Source organism: Catellatospora sp. NPDC049133, from assembly GCF_040648455.1.
In the GTDB taxonomy this organism is placed as follows: Bacteria; Actinomycetota; Actinomycetes; order Mycobacteriales; family Micromonosporaceae; genus Catellatospora; species Catellatospora aurea.
Window position 1 is genome coordinate 198,309 of record NZ_JBEZDT010000003.1, and the last position, 15,973, is coordinate 214,281.

The following is a 15,973-nucleotide window of genomic DNA, read 5'->3' on the forward strand; positions in this document are numbered from 1 at the left end:
GGACCGCGGCGGGAGGGGTACTTTCCCCATTATGAGTGCGAACCCGGAAAAGGTGCTCCGGACGTTCCTGGACGAGCACGGTCGGCTGATCTCGATGCCGGCGAAGGCGGGCAAGCGCCAGGTGCTGCTGGAGCACATCGTCGCGGCGTTCGAGCCCGGCGTGAAGATGACCGAACGCGAGGTCGACGCGGTGCTGCGCGCCTTCTACGAGACCGACTGGGTGTCGCTGCGGCGCTACCTGATCGAAGCCGGCCTGATGGCCCGCGCCGACGGCGTCTACTGGCGCACCGGCGGCTACGTCGAGGTCTGACCGGGTTCCGTGTCGCCGGCCCGGGAGGCCAGCAGGCGGCGGAACGAGGCCAGGCGGCGGGCGTCGGCCTTGCCCTGGGCCACCCAGGCGTCCAGGGCGCACTCGCCGCCGGTGTGCTCGCAGTTCGGCGGGCAGTCGACGGTGCCCTCGACCAGGTCGGGGAAGCCGTGCAGCAGGTCGTCGGAGGAGACCAGGGCCAGGCCGAAGCTGCGTACGCCCGGGGTGTCGATGATCCACGACTCGCGCTTGTCGGGCAGCCGCAGCGCGACCGCGCTGGTCGAGGTGTGCCGCCCCTTGCCGATGGCGCTGACCACGCCGACCGCCCGGCGGGCGTCCGGGATGAGCCGGTTGACCAGGGTCGACTTGCCCACGCCCGAGTGCCCGACCAGCACCGAGCGCCGCCCGGACAGGCGCTCGCGCAGCTCGTCGAGGTCGCCGTCGGGGCGGGTCAGCACGTAGTCGAGGTCGAGCTCGGCGTAGTAGCCGATCACCTGCTCCGGCCCGGCCAGGTCGGCCTTGGTCAGGCACAGCAGCGGCTCGATGTCGGCGGCGTACGCGGCGACCAGGCAGCGGTCGATGAAACCCTCGCGCGGCGGCGGGTCGGCCAGCGCGCTGACGATCACGAGCTGGTCGGCGTTGGCGACCACCACCCGCTCGATGCGGCCCTCGGCGGTGGTGTCGTCGTCGTCGGCGGTGCGCCGCAGCACCGAGCGCCGCTCCTCGATGCGCACGATCCGGGCCAGGCTGCCCGCGTCGCCGGTCACGTCGCCGACCAGGCCGACCTCGTCGCCCACGACCACCGACTTGCGGCCCAGCTCGCGGGCGCGCATCGCGGTGACCTCGAGGACCTTCCTGCCCTCGTGGACCACGCACGTGTAGCGGCCCCGGTCGACGGCGACCACGAAGCCGGTCACCGCGTCGTCGTGCTTGGGCCTGGTGCGGGTGCGGGGACGCGAACGCGACGACTTGGTGGCCCGCACCTTCACGTCGTCCTCGTCGTACTCCCGCTTCTTCTTCACCGCCGGCCTCTCATCTTCCCGCGACCACCGCGCTCCATAGTGACGGGAATTCGGGCAGCGTCTTGGACGTACACGCCACGTCGGTGAGCCGCACACCGGGCACCCGCAGGCCGATGACGGCGGCGGCGTGCGCCATGCGGTGGTCGTCGTAGGTCTCGAAGACCGTGCCGGTCAGCGGGCCGGGCGTGATGGCCAGGCCGTCCGCGGTCTCCTCGACCCGCGCGCCGAGCGCGGTCAGCTCGCGGGCCAGCGCGGCCAGCCGGTCGGTCTCGTGGGTGCGGATGTGCCCGACGCCGCGCAGCGTCGACGGGCCGTCGGCCAGCGCGGCCAGCGCGGCGACGACCGGGGTCAGCTCGCCCACGTCGGACAGGTCGGCGTCGATGCCCTTGATGGTCCCCGTGCCGGTCACGGTGAGGCCGTGCTCGGAGAGCGCGACCGTGCCGCCCAGCGCGCCGAGCAGCTGCCGGACCTTGTCCACCGGCTGCACGCTGCTGCGCGGCCAGCCGGCCAGGGTGACGCTGCCGCCGGTGACCAGCGCCGCGCCGAAGAACGGGGCCGCGCCGGACAGGTCCGGCTCGATCTGCCAGGCCCGGCCGGACAGCCGGCCCGGCGCCACGTGCCAGACGTCGCGGACCGAGTCGTCGACCGCCGCGCCCGCGGCGCGCAGCATCTGCACCGTCATCCGCAGGTGCGGTGCACTGGGCACGGGGTTGTCGCCGGTGTGGCGCACCGTGATGCCCTCGTCGAAGTCGGCCGCGGCCAGCAGCAGGCCGGAGATGAGCTGGCTGGACAGCGAGGCGTCGACGGCGACGTCGCCGCCGCGCAGGCCGCCCTTGCCGTGCACGGTCAGCGGCAGGCCGTCGATGCTCGACGCCTCGATCGTCGCGCCCAGCGCGCGCAGCGCCTTGAGCAGCGGACCGAGCGGTCGCTGCCGGGCGCGCGGGTCGCCGTCGAAGGTGACCGGACCGTTGGCGAGCGTCGCCACCGGCGGCAGGAAGCGCATCACCGTGCCGGCCAGGCCGACGTCGACGTGGGCGGGCCCGACCGGCGGCCGGGGCCGGATCTCCCAGCGCTCGTCGTCGGAGGTGGACACGTGCGCGCCCAGCGCCCGCAGCCCGGCCGCCATCAGCTCGGTGTCCCGGGCGCGCAGCGGGGCCAGCAGCGTCGACGGCCCCATGCCGAGCGCGGACAGCACGAGTGCCCGGGCGGTGATGGACTTCGAACCCGGCAGCCGCACGACGGCATCCGTCGCATCGACGGCGGTCGGTGCGGTCCAGGGCACGAGTGCTCTGCTCACGCCTTCTCCTCGCTGCGCTTCTTCGGCGGCTTCTTGGCCGCGCACGGTTCGCTCCCTGCGTTCGCTTACGCTCACAGTCTGCCTGATAACCGCTGGCGTAAGGTGAGCGGCATGTGTGGGCGGTACGCGACGACACGTACGGCGGCGGATCTGACCCGGCTGTTCGGGGCCGAGGACGAGACCGCCGAATCGCTGGCCCCCGACTACAACCTCGCGCCCACCGACCCCGCCCCGATCGTGCGGGTCGACACGGCGCGCGACGCCCGGGTGCTGAGCCTGGCGCGGTGGGGCCTGGTGCCGCCTTGGGCGGACGACCCGCGCACCGGCCTCAAAATGATCAATGCGCGGGCGGAGACGCTCGCCACCTCGCGGGTGTTCGCGCCCTCGTTCGCCGGCAAGCGCTGCATCGTGCCCGCCGACGGCTGGTACGAGTGGGTCCGCACCGACAGCGGCAAGCAGGCCTACTACATGACCGACCCGGCTGGGGGGCTGGCCTTCGCGGGCCTGTGGACGGCGTCGAGGTTCGGCTTGAGCTGCACCATCGTCACCACGGCGGCGCAGGGCGAGCTGGCCCGGGTGCACGACCGGATGCCGCTGCTGCTGGAGCCGGAGCTGTGGGCGGCCTGGCTGCGGGGTCCGGCGGACCCGGAACTGCTCGCGCCCCCGGCGCCCGGCTACCTGTCCGGTCTGGAGATCCGCCCCGTGGGTCCGGCCGTCGGCAACGTACGTAATGATGGCCCTGAATTGACGGCGCGCCTCGCCGAGCCGGACGTTCAGGCTGGCCTGTTCTGATTTTGCGCTGGATCGTTCCAGTTTGTGTCACGGGTTTTCGGGTAAACCCTTGCCCGTTCCTTCTACCGTGCGGTAGAACGCAGCGTCGGTGGTAAGCGGCAGTGCCGCGCGTCACCGTCTGTCTGAGCCGGATCCTCCCGCCGGGGGCGGGGGGACCGACCCACGGGGGAGGTGGGTGGATGACCCGCGCGCGTATTCCACGCCCGCACGAAGTCGCCGCTGCTCGCAGAGACCCGCGCTTGGTGCGGGCCGTGCGGGAGCGGCATGACAACGCCTGGCGCACCAGAGGCGCCTGCCAGGCCGTCGATCCGGAGACGTTCTTTCCGGCGCCGCTGGAGCCGGCCGACACGGCCGTCCAGCTGTGCGGCAGGTGCCCGGTGTCGGGGGCCTGCCTGGCCTGGGCGCTCAGTGTCGGCGACTGCCACGGTGTCTGGGGTGGCACGACCGCACGTGAGCGGCGGGCCATGCTGGTCGCCTGGCGCACCGAGGAGCAGCAGGAGGAACTGCCCTACACGGCGTACGGGCCCCAGCCGGACCTGGTGGTCTCGGCCGGGCAGCTCGCCCCGCCGCAGCGGGCGCCCGGGGTGGCACGGCAACTGCCGCGCATCCCCACCCAGTCCCGCGCCGAACTCGCCCTCTGCACCCTGGGCGAAGCCGACCGCGACAACGCCCTTCTCCTGACCAGAGAACCCGCCCACGCGGCCTGACCCACACCACCCACCCACCCGCGTTGATCATGAACTTATGGCAAGGCTCGACGGTGTGTCGCTGCCACAACTTCATGATCGATGCGGGTGGAGGGGGTGTGCCGCACGGAGACCGGGCGGTCGGGGCGGCATGATCGCGGTATGCGAGGCGTGACGGAAACGGTCGAGACCGGGCGCGGCCCGGCGCAGGTTGCTGTCACGGTGCCCGGTGAGGTGTCCGGGCCGTCCGGCGGACGAACCGGAAAGCAGGTGGCCGGTGCTCCGGTCGCGCTGCTGGTGCTCGGGCACGGGGCCGGGGGCAGCGTGGACGCGCCCGATCTGACCGCCGTGCACGACGCCGCGGTCGCCGCCGGGCTGGTGGTGGCCCTGGTCACCCAGCCGTATCGGGTGGCCGGGCGGCGTGCGCCCGCCCCGGCGGGACATCTCGACGAGGCGTGGCGGACGGTCGTGGACGGGCTCACCGAGCGTTTCCCCGGACTGCCTCTGATCGTCGGCGGCCGCTCCAGCGGGGCGCGGGTCGCCTGCCGCACCGCCGGTGCGGTCGGCGCGGCCGGCATCGTGGCGCTGGCGTTCCCGCTGCACCCGCCGGGCAAGCCGGAGCGCAGCCGGGCCGAGGAGCTGGGTACGGGGCTGCCGACGCTGGTCGTCAACGGTTCGGCGGATCCGTTCGGCGTGCCCGACGCCGTACCCGGGGTCGAGGTCGTTGTTCTCGAAGGGGAGCGGCACGACCTGCGCAAAGCGCCGGAAACCGTCGGCCGGGCCGTGCTCGGGTGGCTGCACACCCGCGGCTGGGCGCGGTAGCCGGCGAGCCGGAGTGACGGTCGCCACTGCCCGGGTCGTCCCGCGGAATGCGACAGCCGTCGCGTGGCGTTACAGACCGCGGGTGGGCCGGAAGCTTGCGGCCCCGGCGAGAGGTGGATCCATGGTGCGGACGGGAACGCGCTGCCTGACGCGGTCGGGCGACGATCCGGTGCTGAAGACCGTGGAGCGGCTGCTGTCGGCTCCCGCGTGGCCGGCGACACTGGACGACGACGCCGCATCGGGTATTACCGCGGTGCCCGCCCCGCGGGTGCACCTGGCATCGGTAGAGTCAGCCTCAGCGCTGCGGTCCGCTGTCAAGGAGCCGCGGCAAGAGCGTACTCCGAGGGTGGTCTCGCGGTTGACCAGCACCGACAGCGTCGAAGAGCGTCGTTCCCGCTTCGAGCGGGACGCGATGCCCTTCCTCGACCAGCTCTACGCGGCCGCATTGCGGATGACGCGCAACCCGGCCGACGCCGAGGACCTGCTCCAGGAGACGTTCCTCAAGGCGTACGCCGCGTTCCACCAGTTCGAGGACGGCACGAACCTCAAGGCGTGGCTCTACCGCATCCTCACCAACACCTTCATCAACTCGTACCGCAAGAGGCAACGGCAGCCCATCCAGGCGCCGACGGACGAGATCACCGACTGGCAGCTGGCCGAGGCGGAGTCGCACACCTCCTCGGGCCTGCGCTCGGCCGAGACCGAGGCGCTCGACCGGCTGCCCGACAGCGACGTCAAGGACGCGCTGCAGTCGTTGCCGGAGGAGTTCCGGTTGGCGGTGTACCTCGCCGACGTGGAAGGCTTCTCCTACAAGGAGATCGCGGACATCATGAACACGCCGATCGGCACCGTGATGTCCAGGCTGCACCGCGGCCGGCGCAACCTGCGCAAGCTCCTGGAGGGCTATGCGGCGGAGCGCGGGTTCTCGGGCACGACCAGCGCTCGGGAGGCGTCATGACGACGGAACACGAGGACGGCGACTGCCGCGAGGTGCTCACCGAGGTATACCTCTACCTCGACCTCGAATGCTCCGACGACCGGCGTTCGCTGATCAAGCAGCATCTCGACGAGTGCTCGCCGTGCCTGCGCGAGTACGGCATCGAGCAGGAGGTCAAGGCGCTGGTGAACCGGTGCTGCGGGCAGGAGCAGGCGCCCGCGGAGCTGAAGGACCGGCTCCGGGCCAAGCTCTCCGAACTCGTCGTCGAGGTCGAGGTCACGCGCGAGCTGGGCTGACCGGCTCCAGTCACGTGTCGAAGCTCCGCCCGCCTCGCGTGGACGGAGCTTCGATCATGTCTGGAGCAGGCGTCAGCGCAGCCGGAACACCTCGCCGCGCGGGGTGAACGGCAGCCGGGCCCGCTCGGGCATCAGGTACGCGTGCTCGCGGCGCACCCGCAGCACGTCGCAGTCGCCGTCGGTGATGATCAGGATCGGGCCGTCGGCGGGGAAGTCCTCGGCCCGCTCCAGCAGCCGGATGCCGGGCTGGAGCTCGGTGCCGCCGCGCCCGCGCACCTTCACCCGGCCTGCGATGTCCTCGACCGGCAGGTAGCCCGCGTCGTAGGCGGCCGCGTCGCAGAACACCACCCGTGCCGCGGGCACGTCGCGGGCCAGCGCGTACGCCGCGATCGCCCCCAGCGCCCGGCCCATCAGCTCGGCGCTCATCGAACCCGACGTGTCCAGCACGACGCCGAAGGTGCGCTGCCGCTCGACCAGCTCCGGCCGGGCCCGGCCGGGCCGCGGGATGTCCGGGGTCGCGGCCTGGCGGCGCGAGGCGCGGGCGTACGAGCGGGTCGGCTCCAGCGGCGTGAAGTAGCGGTCGAACCACTGTGCCAGTTGCACGTCCCAGGGCGGCGGCGGGTGGTCCAGGACCCTGATCTCGGCGACCAGGCCGGCCGGCAGCAGACCCCGGCCGCTCCGCTCGTGGTGGGCCAGCCCGCCGAGCAGCGCCCGGCGGCAGAAGTCGTCGACGTCGCCCGCCCGCCGGGCCTCGCCCACTCCGGGGATCGGCCGGTCGAGCATGTCACCGAGCCCGCGCCCGCGCAGCGTGGCCAGCTTGCGGTAGCGGCGCAGGTTGCCGGTGATCAGGTCGTACACCTCCTCGGCGGAGTGGTCCTTGAGCGCCGGGTCGTAGAGCACGTCCTCGGGCAGTTCGCCGACGCCCATCTGCACCAGCCAGCCGTTGATGACGTAGTCCGCGGCGACGTTCCACAGGTACGGGTCGCGGGGGCCGACGCGCTGCCCGTGGCGCAGCGCGGCGTGCAGCATCTCGTGCGCGAGCACGAACCGGCGCTCTGGGCCGGACATGCGCCGCAGCGGGTTCACGTAGATCTCGCCGGCCGCGGCGTCGACGGCGGCCACGGAGATCTGCCAGGTCCGCGCCAGCTCGGCATCGGCGACGATCTTGAACCCGGCGGCCAGGGCCCCGAGCAGCGGGTACGACGACACGAACCAGCGCCGGGCCTGCTCCCACGGGTGGTCGGGCGGCAGCTCGCCGTTGGTGCGGGGCCGGTTCTGCCCGGCCTCCTCGACGGCCTCGGTCGCGGCGGCGGCCAGCCCGACCGCGAACAGCTCCGCCCAGGTCGGCGGGGGAGCCGTGGTGGCGGCGGCCTGCCGCGCCCAGCGCCCGCGCGGCGGCTCCGAGGTGAAGTCCAGGTCCTGATCGGAGGACGCGCCGCCGCAGCCCAGCGCGGCGTACTCGGCGGGCACACCGGTGTCGCGCCACAGCGCGGCCAGCCGCTCCTCGTCGGTGCCGGGCAGCTCGGCGGGCACCGGGAACGGCGGCACGCCGATCCGCAGCTGCTGCTGGAACCGGGTCACCACCAGGCAGGCCGCGGCCTGCGCGGCGTGGTCGGCGGTCCGGCCCGGCTCCAGGTGCCCGAAGCCGAGGTGCAGTGCGCAGTGCGCGAGCACCCACATCCACTCCGCCGGCTCGGCGGGCGCGTGGCGGTTGACGGTGATCCGGCCGTCCGCCCGCACCCGGGCCCAGCCGCGGGCGCGGCTCAGCGCGTCGTCCTCGGTCCACCAGGTGACCAGCGACCGGCCGTCGTACACGACGTCGTTCATGGTCTGGAACATGCGCTGCTGGAAGACGGCGCGGGCGGCACCGTCGAACGCCTCCCGGCGCGGGTCCTTGCGCGCCGCGCCGCGACCGCGGCTCACGCCGGACCGCTTCGGCGACCGTGCGGCCGGGCCCCGTCCGGGCGGGCGGGGCCGGTCACGTGCGGGCCGCGACCAGGCGCGGCAGGTCGCGGGTCACCTCCACCAGGAACCAGGCGGGCAGCACCGGGCGGCCCTCGTCGTCGGTGGCGACCACGAGCTGCGCGCACTCCAGCGAGATCTCGGCCAGCTCGACCAGCAGGCCCTTGGCCCGCAGCGCGAACTCGCGCACGGCCCGGCTCGCGTGCTCGCGGCTGTCCGGCAGGTCCCGGATCAGCCGGGCCCGGAACGCCTCGGCGAAGAAGAACAGCAGGTCGCGGTCGGTCGCGGCGCGCGGCCAGGAGGCGTCGCCGCGCACGATCGCGTCCAGGCCGTAGCGGTGGCGCACCGTCTTGACGTACGCGCAGAAGCCCGACGCGTGCGCCGGGGTGAGCGTGCCGCCCGCGAGCAGGCGCAGCGTGTCCTCGACGATGTCCTCACCGTAGGAGTGCAGCGCGTCGGACAGCATGTGCCAGGCGCGCGGGGTGGAGAACGGCTCCTCGGTCTTCGGCGGCTGGACCCACAGCTGATCGGGGCGCTGGGTGAGGTAGTCGAGCACCCACGGGTGGATGCCCGCGCCGGCAGCCCAGTCCAGCCAGTCCACCGCCGACGCCCGCAGGTGCAGGTGCAGCAGGCGGTTGACCAGGGCGGACGCCATCGGGCGGGCGAGCGCGTTGTCGGTGGCGCGGTTGCCCGCGCCGATCACGATCGAGCCCGCGGGCAGCTCGTACTCGCCGATGCGGCGGTCGAGGATCAGCGAGTAGAACGCCTTCTGCACATCGGGGCTGGAGGCGTTGAGTTCGTCGAGGAAGAGGCAGTACGGCTCGGGGCGGGCGATGGACTCGGGCGGCGCGAAGCGGCTGCGGCCGTCCCGCAGCTCCGGAACGCCGATCAGGTCCTCGGCGGCGAGCTGAGTGCCGACGAGCGTGACGCAGGGCAGGCCGAGCGAGTCGGCGAAGGCGCGGACCAGCGAGCTCTTGCCGATGCCGGGCGCTCCCCACACGAAGACGGGCCGGACCACCGCGACGTGCAGGAGCAGGTCGGGCAGCTGGGCCGGGGTGAGCGTGAGGGCGGAGTGCACGGCGGGAAATGATCCGCCCCGGCGTGCACTCCGGCAACGTGTTTAGGCGTTGGGTCGCTTGCCGTGGTTGGCCTTCGAGCCCTTGCGAGCCTTCTTCTTACGGGCCTTCTTGCCCATGGTCACTCCCCTTCCGTCGGCGGTTGCGCAGCTCGAATCCTATGCTCAGGTTGAACGGCGCTCGCCAGGCGCTCCGTGATTGGATACGACTCGTCCTGCTTGCGATCCAAGGGAAGGGGCCGGCGATGGCCGAGGAGATCAAGGCCGAGATGGTGGCCAACGTGTGGAAGGTCGTGGCGTCCGCCGGAGACGAGGTGTCCGAGGGCGACACCCTGGTCATCCTCGAGTCGATGAAGATGGAGATCCCGGTCATCGTGGAAGCCGACGGCGTGGTCTCCAAGATCGCCGTCAACGAGGGCGACGTCGTCCAGGAGGGCGACCTCATCGCCGTGATCGAGTAGTAGCGTCACCGGGCATGACCGAGATCCACGTCCGCCCGGCCACGTCCGCCGATCATGACGCGATCGGCGCGCTGTCCGTCGCCGCCTACCGTGGCGACGGGCAGACCAGGCAGGACCACCCGTACGAGCCGCACCTGCGGGACGTGGCCGCCCGCGCGGCCGGCGGCGAGGTGCTGGTCGCCGTCGACGAGGCCACCGGGGTGGTGCTGGGCTCGGTCACCTTCGTGCTGCCGGGCAGCCCGCTGGCCGAACTGGCCGAGGACGGCGAGGCCGAGTTCCGGATGCTCGCCGTGTCGCCGCAGGCCCAGGGCCGCGGCGTGGGCGAGGCCCTGGCACGGGCGTGCCTGACCCGGGCCGGGGAGCTGGGCTGCCGCAGCGTCGTCATCTGCGTACGCGACTTCGCCGCCGACGCGCGCCGCCTGTACGCCCGAATGGGGTTCGAACGCGCCCCTGAGCTGGACTGGTCGCCCCTGCCCGAGGTCACCCTGCTCGGCCTGCGCTACCCGCTGGCCTAGCGGAGCAGGTCGAACGCGACCTCCATGGCCGCCTCGCGCCGTTCCTCGTCGCTGATCTCGGTGTCGCGCAGCAGGAACCAGCTGGTGTTGATGGCGAGCACGGCCATGCCCGCGCGCAGCTTCGCGGTCGGCGTCGACTCGTGCTCCACGAGCAGGCCGATGATGTCCATCATGGCCTGGCGCATCTTCGCGCCGGCCGGCGCGTTCTTGAAGGCCGGCTGGTTCTGGTGGAAGAACTGCATCACCTTCGAGTACCGGCCGGTGTAGAGGTCGTCGGCGTAGCGCTGCAGCAGCTCGCGGCGGAACTCCGGCGAGCTGGTGTCCGGTTGGCTACGGGCCCACTCCACGATTCGGTCGAGCTTCTCCAGCTGGTCGGCGCTGAAGCTGTCGACGATCTCCTCTTTGCTCTTGAAGTGGTAGTAGAGGGCGGCCTTGGTCACCCCGAGCCGCTCCGCGATCTCGCGCAGCGAGGTGGCGTCGTAGCCCTGCTCGGTGAACAGGTCGAGAGCGACGGTCTGGATGCGGGCGCGGGTGTCCGGCCGGGGCTCGGCACGGCTCGCTGCGGGCTCGTTCATCACTGCTCCGTGTTACGTCGACCACACTGTCATCCGGTCGTGCTAACTAACTTGACGGCCGGCAAGTAGGGAACTTACCGTACGGCTAGTAAATATTCTAGCCGGGCGGCAAGTAAGCGTACCGGTGAACGAGTGGAGCCCCCCGTGACCACAGTGCAGGACGCCACGTCCTCCCCTGACATCCCCAAACCGAATCTCCGGGTGGTGCTGCCCGGCCTCATGCTGGCCATCCTGCTGGCGATGCTCGACAACATGATCGTGGGCACGGCCATGCCCCGCATCGTCGGCGAGCTGGGCGGCCTCGACAAGCTGTCGTGGGTGGTCACGGCGTACGTGCTGGGCACCACGATCTCGACCCCGATCTGGGGCAAGCTGGGTGACCTGTACGGCCGCAAGACCATCTTCCTGGTCTCGATCGTCATCTTCCTCATCGGCTCGGCGCTGTCCGGCGCGGCCGGCGAGATCGACCCCGCGTCGGGCATGAACCAGCTCATCGCCTTCCGTGCCCTGCAGGGCCTCGGCGGCGGCGGTCTGATGGTCGGCGCGATGGCGATCATCGGCGACCTCGTGCCCCCGCGCGAGCGCGGCAAGTACCAGGGCATGATGGCCGCGATCATGGCGATCGCGATGGTCGGCGGCCCGCTGATCGGCGGCCTGATCACCGACCACGCCGACTGGCGCTGGGCCTTCTACGTGAACCTGCCGATCGGCGGCATCGCGCTGTTCGTGCTGGCCAGCACGCTGCACCTGCCGAAGTACCGGACCGAGCACCGCATCGACTGGCTGGGCGCGGCCCTGCTGAGCGTCGGCGTGACCGCGCTCGTGCTGATCACCACCTGGGGCGGCAACAAGTACGCCTGGGGCTCCAAGGAGATCCTCGGCATGGCCGCCGTGGGCGTGGTGATGATCGCGCTGTTCCTGTGGACGCAGACCCGGGTCGCCGAGCCGATCCTGCCGCTGGGCATCTTCCGCAACCGCAACTTCAGCCTGGTCTCGATCATCGGCTTCATGGTCGGCTTCGCGATGTTCGGCGCGATCTCCTTCCTGCCGCTCTACATCCAGACCGTGCAGGGCGCGTCGGCCACCAACAGCGGCCTGCTCCTGCTGCCGATGATGCTGGGCATGATGGTCACGTCGGTCGTCGCGGGCCGCACCATCACCAAGACCGGCAAGTACCGGATGTTCCCGATCATCGGCGGCGTCACGCTGGCGCTGGCGATGTTCCTGCTGACCCGCCTGGACGTGGACACCAGCATCACCGAGTCCTCGATCTACATGGTCGTGCTGGGTGTCGGCATGGGCTTCCTGATGCAGACCACCATGCTGATCGCACAGAACAGCGTGGAGCAGAAGGACCTGGGCGTCTCCAGTTCGACCGCCACGTTCGTGCGCTCCATCGGCGGCTCGTTCGGTGTGTCGATCTTCGGCGCGGTCTTCGTCAACCGGCTCAAGGACGACCTGTCCGGCGCGATGCCGGCGGGCAGCCCGGCCGGCGGCATGTCGCTCGACGTGGGCGGCCTGCAGCCGGACAAGCTGGAGCTGCTGCCCGAGCCGGTCAAGGCGGCGGTGCTGCACGGCATCGCGTACGCCACCTCGGGCCTGTTCTGGTGGGCGCTGGGCTTCGCGATCCTGGTCCCCGTGGCGGCCTGGTTCGTCAAGGAGGTGCCGCTGCGCGGCTCCGAGTCGGTGGACGGCGCAAACGAGCAGGCTCCCCGCCCGCTGGTGGCCGTCGACTGATCAGCCCGCGGGTGCACCGGTCGGCACCGAGCCAGAGTCGGCCCGCACGCGTCGAGTGAGGCCCCGTTCCGCTGCTTCGGCAGCCGGGACGGGGCCTCACCCGTTCCCGGCACGCCGAGCCGTCCCCGACGGGGCAGATGGAGAGACGGGCGGGCGGCCGGTTGCGGCGGGCCGGGCGCGGGCGCGGGGACCCGGATCGGCTGCGAGGTGCGGCCCGGAGCACGAGCGGTGGCCCTCAGTCCCGGCCGAGCAGCCGCCCGAGCCAGGAGCGGCGCGGGCGGGGTAGCGGCATGGCCGGGCCAGGCTCGTAGGCCGCGGATGCGGGCCATCGGTCCTCGGCCAGTTCCCGGGCCAGGGTGCGTACCGCGGCCGGCATACCCGGCGTGACGAAGGCGAGCTGGGCCACGGACACGGCGACCGGCACGACCCGGGTGCGCCGGGCGTCGAGCACCGCCCGCAGCCGTGCCGTGAGCAGCTCGGCGACGTCGGCACGGCACGACGGGTCCACCCAGGCGGCGGTGACCAGCGCATAGAGGGCCGCCTCGGTGGTCCAGTCCTCGGCCCCGAAAGCGATCTCCACCAGCAGCCGCCGCCGGGTCGAGGTCGCCCACGGCTCGGCGGTGCGGTGGTGCAGCAGGCCGAGGCACGCCCACGCCTGCAGCTGCCGCTCGGGCACCGACACCCGGTCGCGGTCCGTCTCGACGGTCGGGGTCGGCGGGTGCACCAGCGCGGCGAGCAGCTCGTCGACCGGCACCCCGGACAGCCGCACCGCCATGTCGTACGCCATCGGCGGGGCGGCCCAGCCCAGCGGCAGCATCGCGGCGAGCTCGCGGACGGCGTGCGGGCTCGGCGGGTCCAGCGCGGGTGACGGGCGGGTGCCGTCGAAGTCCCAGAGGCGTACCCCCGGCCGCAGCGCCACCCGCGGGTCCGGCGGGCCGGGCTCGCCCGCCGCGACCGCCACCCCGGGCCAGGTCCGCCGCAGCAGAGCGAGCGCGCTGGGCGAGCCCATCGTGGACACGCCCAGCTCACCGGGGTGCGACCGCTCCTCGCCGGTGGTCTGACGCAGCACCTCGACGTAGGGCTCGACGGCCGCCGGCACGTAGCCCAGCCAGGGCAGCCCGTCGCAACAGTGCTGCAGGTCGTGGTGCTCGTGGCTGGCGTCGGTGGTGGCACGCATGAAGTCGGCCAGCGCCACGAGGTGGTCCGGGTCGCCGTCGGACTGGAAGCGCAGGCGGTGCGCGGTGTGCACGGCGCAGTCGTACGCGGGGTTCTTGGCCAGCGCCTGCTCGATCAGCTCCAGTGCCTCCGCGGTGTGGCCGAGTTCGGTGAGCCACAGCGCGAGGTCCGAGGTGACCGACAGGTCGTCGGGGTCATGCCGCTGGGCCGCGCGCATCGCCTGCACCGCGGCGGCCAGCCGGCCGTCGGCGCGCAGCGCGTTGCCCCACCACATCTCGGTGAGCTTGCTCGACTCCAGCTCCACCCCGCGCTGGGCCCAGCGCAGCGCCAGGGGCACCTCACGCAGCCGCCGGGCCACCCCGGAGGCCGCCCCGTGCAGCAGCGCCTCCTGTGGGTACGCGGCCAGCGCCCGCTCGGCGAGGTGCAGGTAGGGCCGGGTGGCGGCGGCGATCGGCGCGGGCGCCGGGTCGGGCAGCGCGCCCAGCACCGCGAGCAGTACCCGCACCAGCCGGTCGGCGGTGATCCGTTCGGCGTCCAGGGCCTGCACCCAGCTGACGTCCGCCCACGGCCGGCTCGGGTCGTGCACCGTCGCCTGGGCCAGCAGGCTGAGCGCGTCGGCTTCCGCACCGTGCCGGGCCAGCACGTGGGCGAACGCGACGACCCGGCCCACCGGTGCGCGCTCACCGGGCCGGAACAGCGCGAGGCCGCCGTCGTCGCAGCGGGCGGCGAGTTTCGCCAGCAGCTCGTGCGCCTCGGGCAGGCAGGGCTCGTGGGCCAGGGCCACGGACAGGTGGCTGACCGCATGGTCGAGGTCGTGCTCGTCGAGGGCCAGGGTGGCCAGGGCGAGCTCGCCCAGCGCCTCCTGGTGCGGGTCGTTGACGCCGTCAGCCACGTGCTCTCCCTCGGTCCGCGGAACGGGTGGGGGAGTCCCCTGGCACGCGCCGCGCGAGGCGGCTGTGCCCGGACGGGCCATGTTCCGGCACGGACAGGCTAGAGCCGGTCGGGCGAGTTGTGTGCCCCTGCTCATTTCTGCGCAGTGTGTTGCTATGGCGGTCATGAACGTGCAAGACTGCGCACGGAACGCGCGATATCGCGCAGCACTCCAGGGCGAAGTGGTAGGAGAGAAAGATGGCCCAGCGTGGCACCGGAATGGCAGCCGACATCGCCGAGCAGCCGGAGGTGTACGCGACGCTGCTGGAACCGGCCCACGCCGGCGCCATCGCGCAGGTCGCGAAGGTGATCGCGGAGCGCCGGCCGCAGCACGTGGTGTTCACCGCGCGCGGCACCTCCGACCACGCCGCGCTCTACGCCGCGTACCTCACCGAGATCCGCCTCGGGCTGCCCGCCGGGCTGGCCTCGCCGAGCGCGATCACCGTCTTCGGCGCCCGCCCCGACCTGTCGCACGCCCTGGTCATCGGGGTCTCGCAGAGCGGCGGCTCGCCCGACCTGGCCGAGGTGCTGCGGGTCGCCCGGGAGTCGGGCGCGCTCACCCTCGCCGTGACCAACAACCCCGAGTCGGTGCTGGCGCAGACCGCGGAACTGTCCGTGGACGTCGCCGCCGGGCACGAGCGCGCGGTCGCGGCCACCAAGACCTACACCGCCGAGCTGATGGCACTGCTGATGCTGATCGAGGGCGTACGCGCCGGCGACGGCGTGCTGCCCGCCGACGAGCACGCCGCCCTGGCCAAGCTGCCCGAGCTGGCCACCCGCACGCTGGCCGACAGCACCGCGGCCGACCTGGCCGCGCGCTACCGGTTCGCGGCCCGCATGGTGACCACCGGCCGGGGCTACGCCTACCCGTCGGCCCGCGAGGCCGCGCTCAAGCTGATGGAGACCTCGTACCTGCCCGCGCTGGCGTTCTCCGGCGCGGACCTGCTGCACGGCCCGCTCGCGATGACCGACCCGGACGTGCCGGTGCTGGCCATGGTGGGGGCCGGGCTCGGCGGGCAGGCCATGCGGGAGGTGCTGGCGCGCCTCGACGAGCGCCGAGCGGACGTGGTCGCGGTCGGTCCCGAGGCCGTGCCCGGCGCCAAGGCGCTGCTGACCGTGCCGGCGGTCGACGAGCGCTACGCCCCGCTGCTGGAGATCCTGCCGCTGCAGCAGCTCGCGCTCTCGCTGGCGCTGGCCCGCGGCGAGGACCCCGACGCCCCCCGCGGCCTGAAGAAGGTCACCGCCACGCTGTGACCTGCTCAAGATCGTCCGACTTGCCTGGCACCTGGGCGTATCGCGGTTCAAGATACGCACATCTGCCCGGCAAGTCGGACGATCTTGTGGGTCGGGGCGGGTTCGCCGGGACGGCGTGAGCGGGCGTGA

Annotated in this window: 15 protein-coding genes and 1 pseudogene; 10 read left to right on the top strand and 6 right to left on the bottom strand. The window is 72.7% G+C overall.

Features of this window, described 5'->3' with window-relative positions:
• Nucleotides 1-31: 31 nt before the first annotated feature.
• Nucleotides 32-310 carry a DUF2087 domain-containing protein gene (locus tag AB0B35_RS04610; protein WP_361040620.1) on the top strand — a complete coding sequence of 93 codons (279 nt, stop codon included), beginning with the start codon at nucleotides 32-34 and terminating at the stop codon, nucleotides 308-310.
• On the opposite strand, the gene rsgA is transcribed toward AB0B35_RS04610, so the two are convergent.
• The gene (gene rsgA, locus AB0B35_RS04615) at nucleotides 295-1,296 is read right to left on the bottom strand and encodes a ribosome small subunit-dependent GTPase A (RefSeq protein ID WP_361040855.1); all 1,002 of its coding nucleotides are present in this window, start codon (nucleotides 1,294-1,296) and stop codon (nucleotides 295-297) included. The two genes, AB0B35_RS04610 and rsgA, sit on opposite strands and share 16 nt — an antisense overlap.
• A gap of 43 nt (nucleotides 1,297-1,339) precedes the next feature.
• Entirely contained in the window at nucleotides 1,340-2,626 is a 1,287-nt protein-coding gene (gene aroA, locus AB0B35_RS04620; RefSeq protein WP_361040623.1) for a 3-phosphoshikimate 1-carboxyvinyltransferase, read from the bottom strand.
• 111 nt (nucleotides 2,627-2,737) lie between these two features.
• On the opposite strand from aroA, the gene AB0B35_RS04625 reads away from it, so the two are divergent.
• The 5 genes and pseudogenes from AB0B35_RS04625 to rsrA all read left to right on the top strand — a co-directional run bounded on the left by AB0B35_RS04625 (nucleotide 2,738) and on the right by rsrA (nucleotide 6,159).
• On the top strand, nucleotides 2,738-3,418 hold the full coding sequence (locus tag AB0B35_RS04625; protein ID WP_361040626.1) for an SOS response-associated peptidase: 681 nt from the start codon (nucleotides 2,738-2,740) through the stop codon (nucleotides 3,416-3,418).
• Between the two features lie 179 nt (nucleotides 3,419-3,597).
• Nucleotides 3,598-3,903 (top strand): annotated as a pseudogene (locus AB0B35_RS04630) (WhiB family transcriptional regulator); the annotation flags it as partial.
• 363 nt (nucleotides 3,904-4,266) lie between these two features.
• Entirely contained in the window at nucleotides 4,267-4,926 is a 660-nt protein-coding gene (locus tag AB0B35_RS04635) for an alpha/beta family hydrolase (protein WP_361040628.1), read from the top strand.
• Nucleotides 4,927-5,047: 121 nt separating this feature from the next.
• Entirely contained in the window at nucleotides 5,048-5,884 is an 837-nt protein-coding gene (locus AB0B35_RS04640; RefSeq protein WP_360521218.1) for a sigma-70 family RNA polymerase sigma factor, read from the top strand.
• On the top strand, nucleotides 5,881-6,159 hold the full coding sequence (gene rsrA, locus AB0B35_RS04645) for a mycothiol system anti-sigma-R factor (protein ID WP_203699406.1): 279 nt from the start codon (nucleotides 5,881-5,883) through the stop codon (nucleotides 6,157-6,159). Before AB0B35_RS04640 ends, rsrA begins: the two co-directional genes overlap by 4 nt.
• A 72-nt stretch (nucleotides 6,160-6,231) precedes the next feature.
• Here the strand turns inward: rsrA and AB0B35_RS04650 are convergent, their stop codons facing one another.
• Together AB0B35_RS04650 and AB0B35_RS04655 are read right to left on the bottom strand one after the other, a co-directional pair.
• Nucleotides 6,232-7,998 carry a hypothetical protein gene (locus AB0B35_RS04650; protein WP_361040857.1) on the bottom strand — a complete coding sequence of 589 codons (1,767 nt, stop codon included), beginning with the start codon at nucleotides 7,996-7,998 and terminating at the stop codon, nucleotides 6,232-6,234.
• Between the two features lie 139 nt (nucleotides 7,999-8,137).
• Nucleotides 8,138-9,199, bottom strand: coding sequence for a MoxR family ATPase (locus tag AB0B35_RS04655; protein WP_361040630.1), 1,062 nt, complete (start codon nucleotides 9,197-9,199; stop codon nucleotides 8,138-8,140).
• A gap of 242 nt (nucleotides 9,200-9,441) precedes the next feature.
• On the opposite strand from AB0B35_RS04655, the gene AB0B35_RS04660 reads away from it, so the two are divergent.
• The gene (locus AB0B35_RS04660) at nucleotides 9,442-9,657 is read left to right on the top strand and encodes a biotin/lipoyl-binding carrier protein (protein ID WP_155374475.1); all 216 of its coding nucleotides are present in this window, start codon (nucleotides 9,442-9,444) and stop codon (nucleotides 9,655-9,657) included.
• A 14-nt stretch (nucleotides 9,658-9,671) separates the two neighbouring features.
• Nucleotides 9,672-10,172, top strand: a complete 501-nt coding sequence (locus AB0B35_RS04665; protein WP_361040633.1) for a GNAT family N-acetyltransferase — start codon at nucleotides 9,672-9,674, stop codon at nucleotides 10,170-10,172.
• Here the strand turns inward: AB0B35_RS04665 and AB0B35_RS04670 are convergent.
• A complete protein-coding gene (locus AB0B35_RS04670; RefSeq protein WP_360521205.1) occupies nucleotides 10,169-10,747 on the bottom strand; it encodes a helix-turn-helix domain-containing protein in 579 nt (192 codons plus the stop codon). The two genes, AB0B35_RS04665 and AB0B35_RS04670, sit on opposite strands and share 4 nt — an antisense overlap.
• 219 nt (nucleotides 10,748-10,966) lie before the next feature.
• On the opposite strand from AB0B35_RS04670, the gene AB0B35_RS04675 reads away from it, so the two are divergent.
• On the top strand, nucleotides 10,967-12,484 hold the full coding sequence (locus AB0B35_RS04675; protein WP_361040860.1) for an MDR family MFS transporter: 1,518 nt from the start codon (nucleotides 10,967-10,969) through the stop codon (nucleotides 12,482-12,484).
• A 235-nt stretch (nucleotides 12,485-12,719) separates the two neighbouring features.
• On the opposite strand, the gene AB0B35_RS04680 is transcribed toward AB0B35_RS04675, so the two are convergent.
• Nucleotides 12,720-14,552, bottom strand: a complete 1,833-nt coding sequence (locus AB0B35_RS04680; RefSeq protein ID WP_361040635.1) for a tetratricopeptide repeat protein — start codon at nucleotides 14,550-14,552, stop codon at nucleotides 12,720-12,722.
• Between the two features lie 257 nt (nucleotides 14,553-14,809).
• Between AB0B35_RS04680 and AB0B35_RS04685 the strand changes: the two genes are divergently transcribed.
• Entirely contained in the window at nucleotides 14,810-15,844 is a 1,035-nt protein-coding gene (locus tag AB0B35_RS04685) for an SIS domain-containing protein (RefSeq protein ID WP_361040862.1), read from the top strand.
• Nucleotides 15,845-15,973: the final 129 nt, after the last annotated feature.

What these genes read in the sequence shown, in the direction of transcription:
- AB0B35_RS04660 (WP_155374475.1), top strand. Translation starts at nt 9,442, where the DNA reads ATGGCCGAGGAGATCAAGGCCGAGATGGTGGCCAACGTGTGGAAGGTC.
- AB0B35_RS04670 (WP_360521205.1), bottom strand. Translation starts at nt 10,747, where the DNA reads ATGAACGAGCCCGCAGCGAGCCGTGCCGAGCCCCGGCCGGACACCCGC.
- AB0B35_RS04625 (WP_361040626.1), top strand. Translation starts at nt 2,738, where the DNA reads ATGTGTGGGCGGTACGCGACGACACGTACGGCGGCGGATCTGACCCGG.
- AB0B35_RS04675 (WP_361040860.1), top strand. Translation starts at nt 10,967, where the DNA reads ATGCTGGCCATCCTGCTGGCGATGCTCGACAACATGATCGTGGGCACG.
- AB0B35_RS04635 (WP_361040628.1), top strand. Translation starts at nt 4,267, where the DNA reads ATGCGAGGCGTGACGGAAACGGTCGAGACCGGGCGCGGCCCGGCGCAG.
- AB0B35_RS04610 (WP_361040620.1), top strand. Translation starts at nt 32, where the DNA reads ATGAGTGCGAACCCGGAAAAGGTGCTCCGGACGTTCCTGGACGAGCAC.
- AB0B35_RS04640 (WP_360521218.1), top strand. Translation starts at nt 5,048, where the DNA reads ATGGTGCGGACGGGAACGCGCTGCCTGACGCGGTCGGGCGACGATCCG.
- rsrA (WP_203699406.1), top strand. Translation starts at nt 5,881, where the DNA reads ATGACGACGGAACACGAGGACGGCGACTGCCGCGAGGTGCTCACCGAG.
- AB0B35_RS04665 (WP_361040633.1), top strand. Translation starts at nt 9,672, where the DNA reads ATGACCGAGATCCACGTCCGCCCGGCCACGTCCGCCGATCATGACGCG.
- AB0B35_RS04685 (WP_361040862.1), top strand. Translation starts at nt 14,810, where the DNA reads ATGGCAGCCGACATCGCCGAGCAGCCGGAGGTGTACGCGACGCTGCTG.
- AB0B35_RS04650 (WP_361040857.1), bottom strand. Translation starts at nt 7,998, where the DNA reads ATGTTCCAGACCATGAACGACGTCGTGTACGACGGCCGGTCGCTGGTC.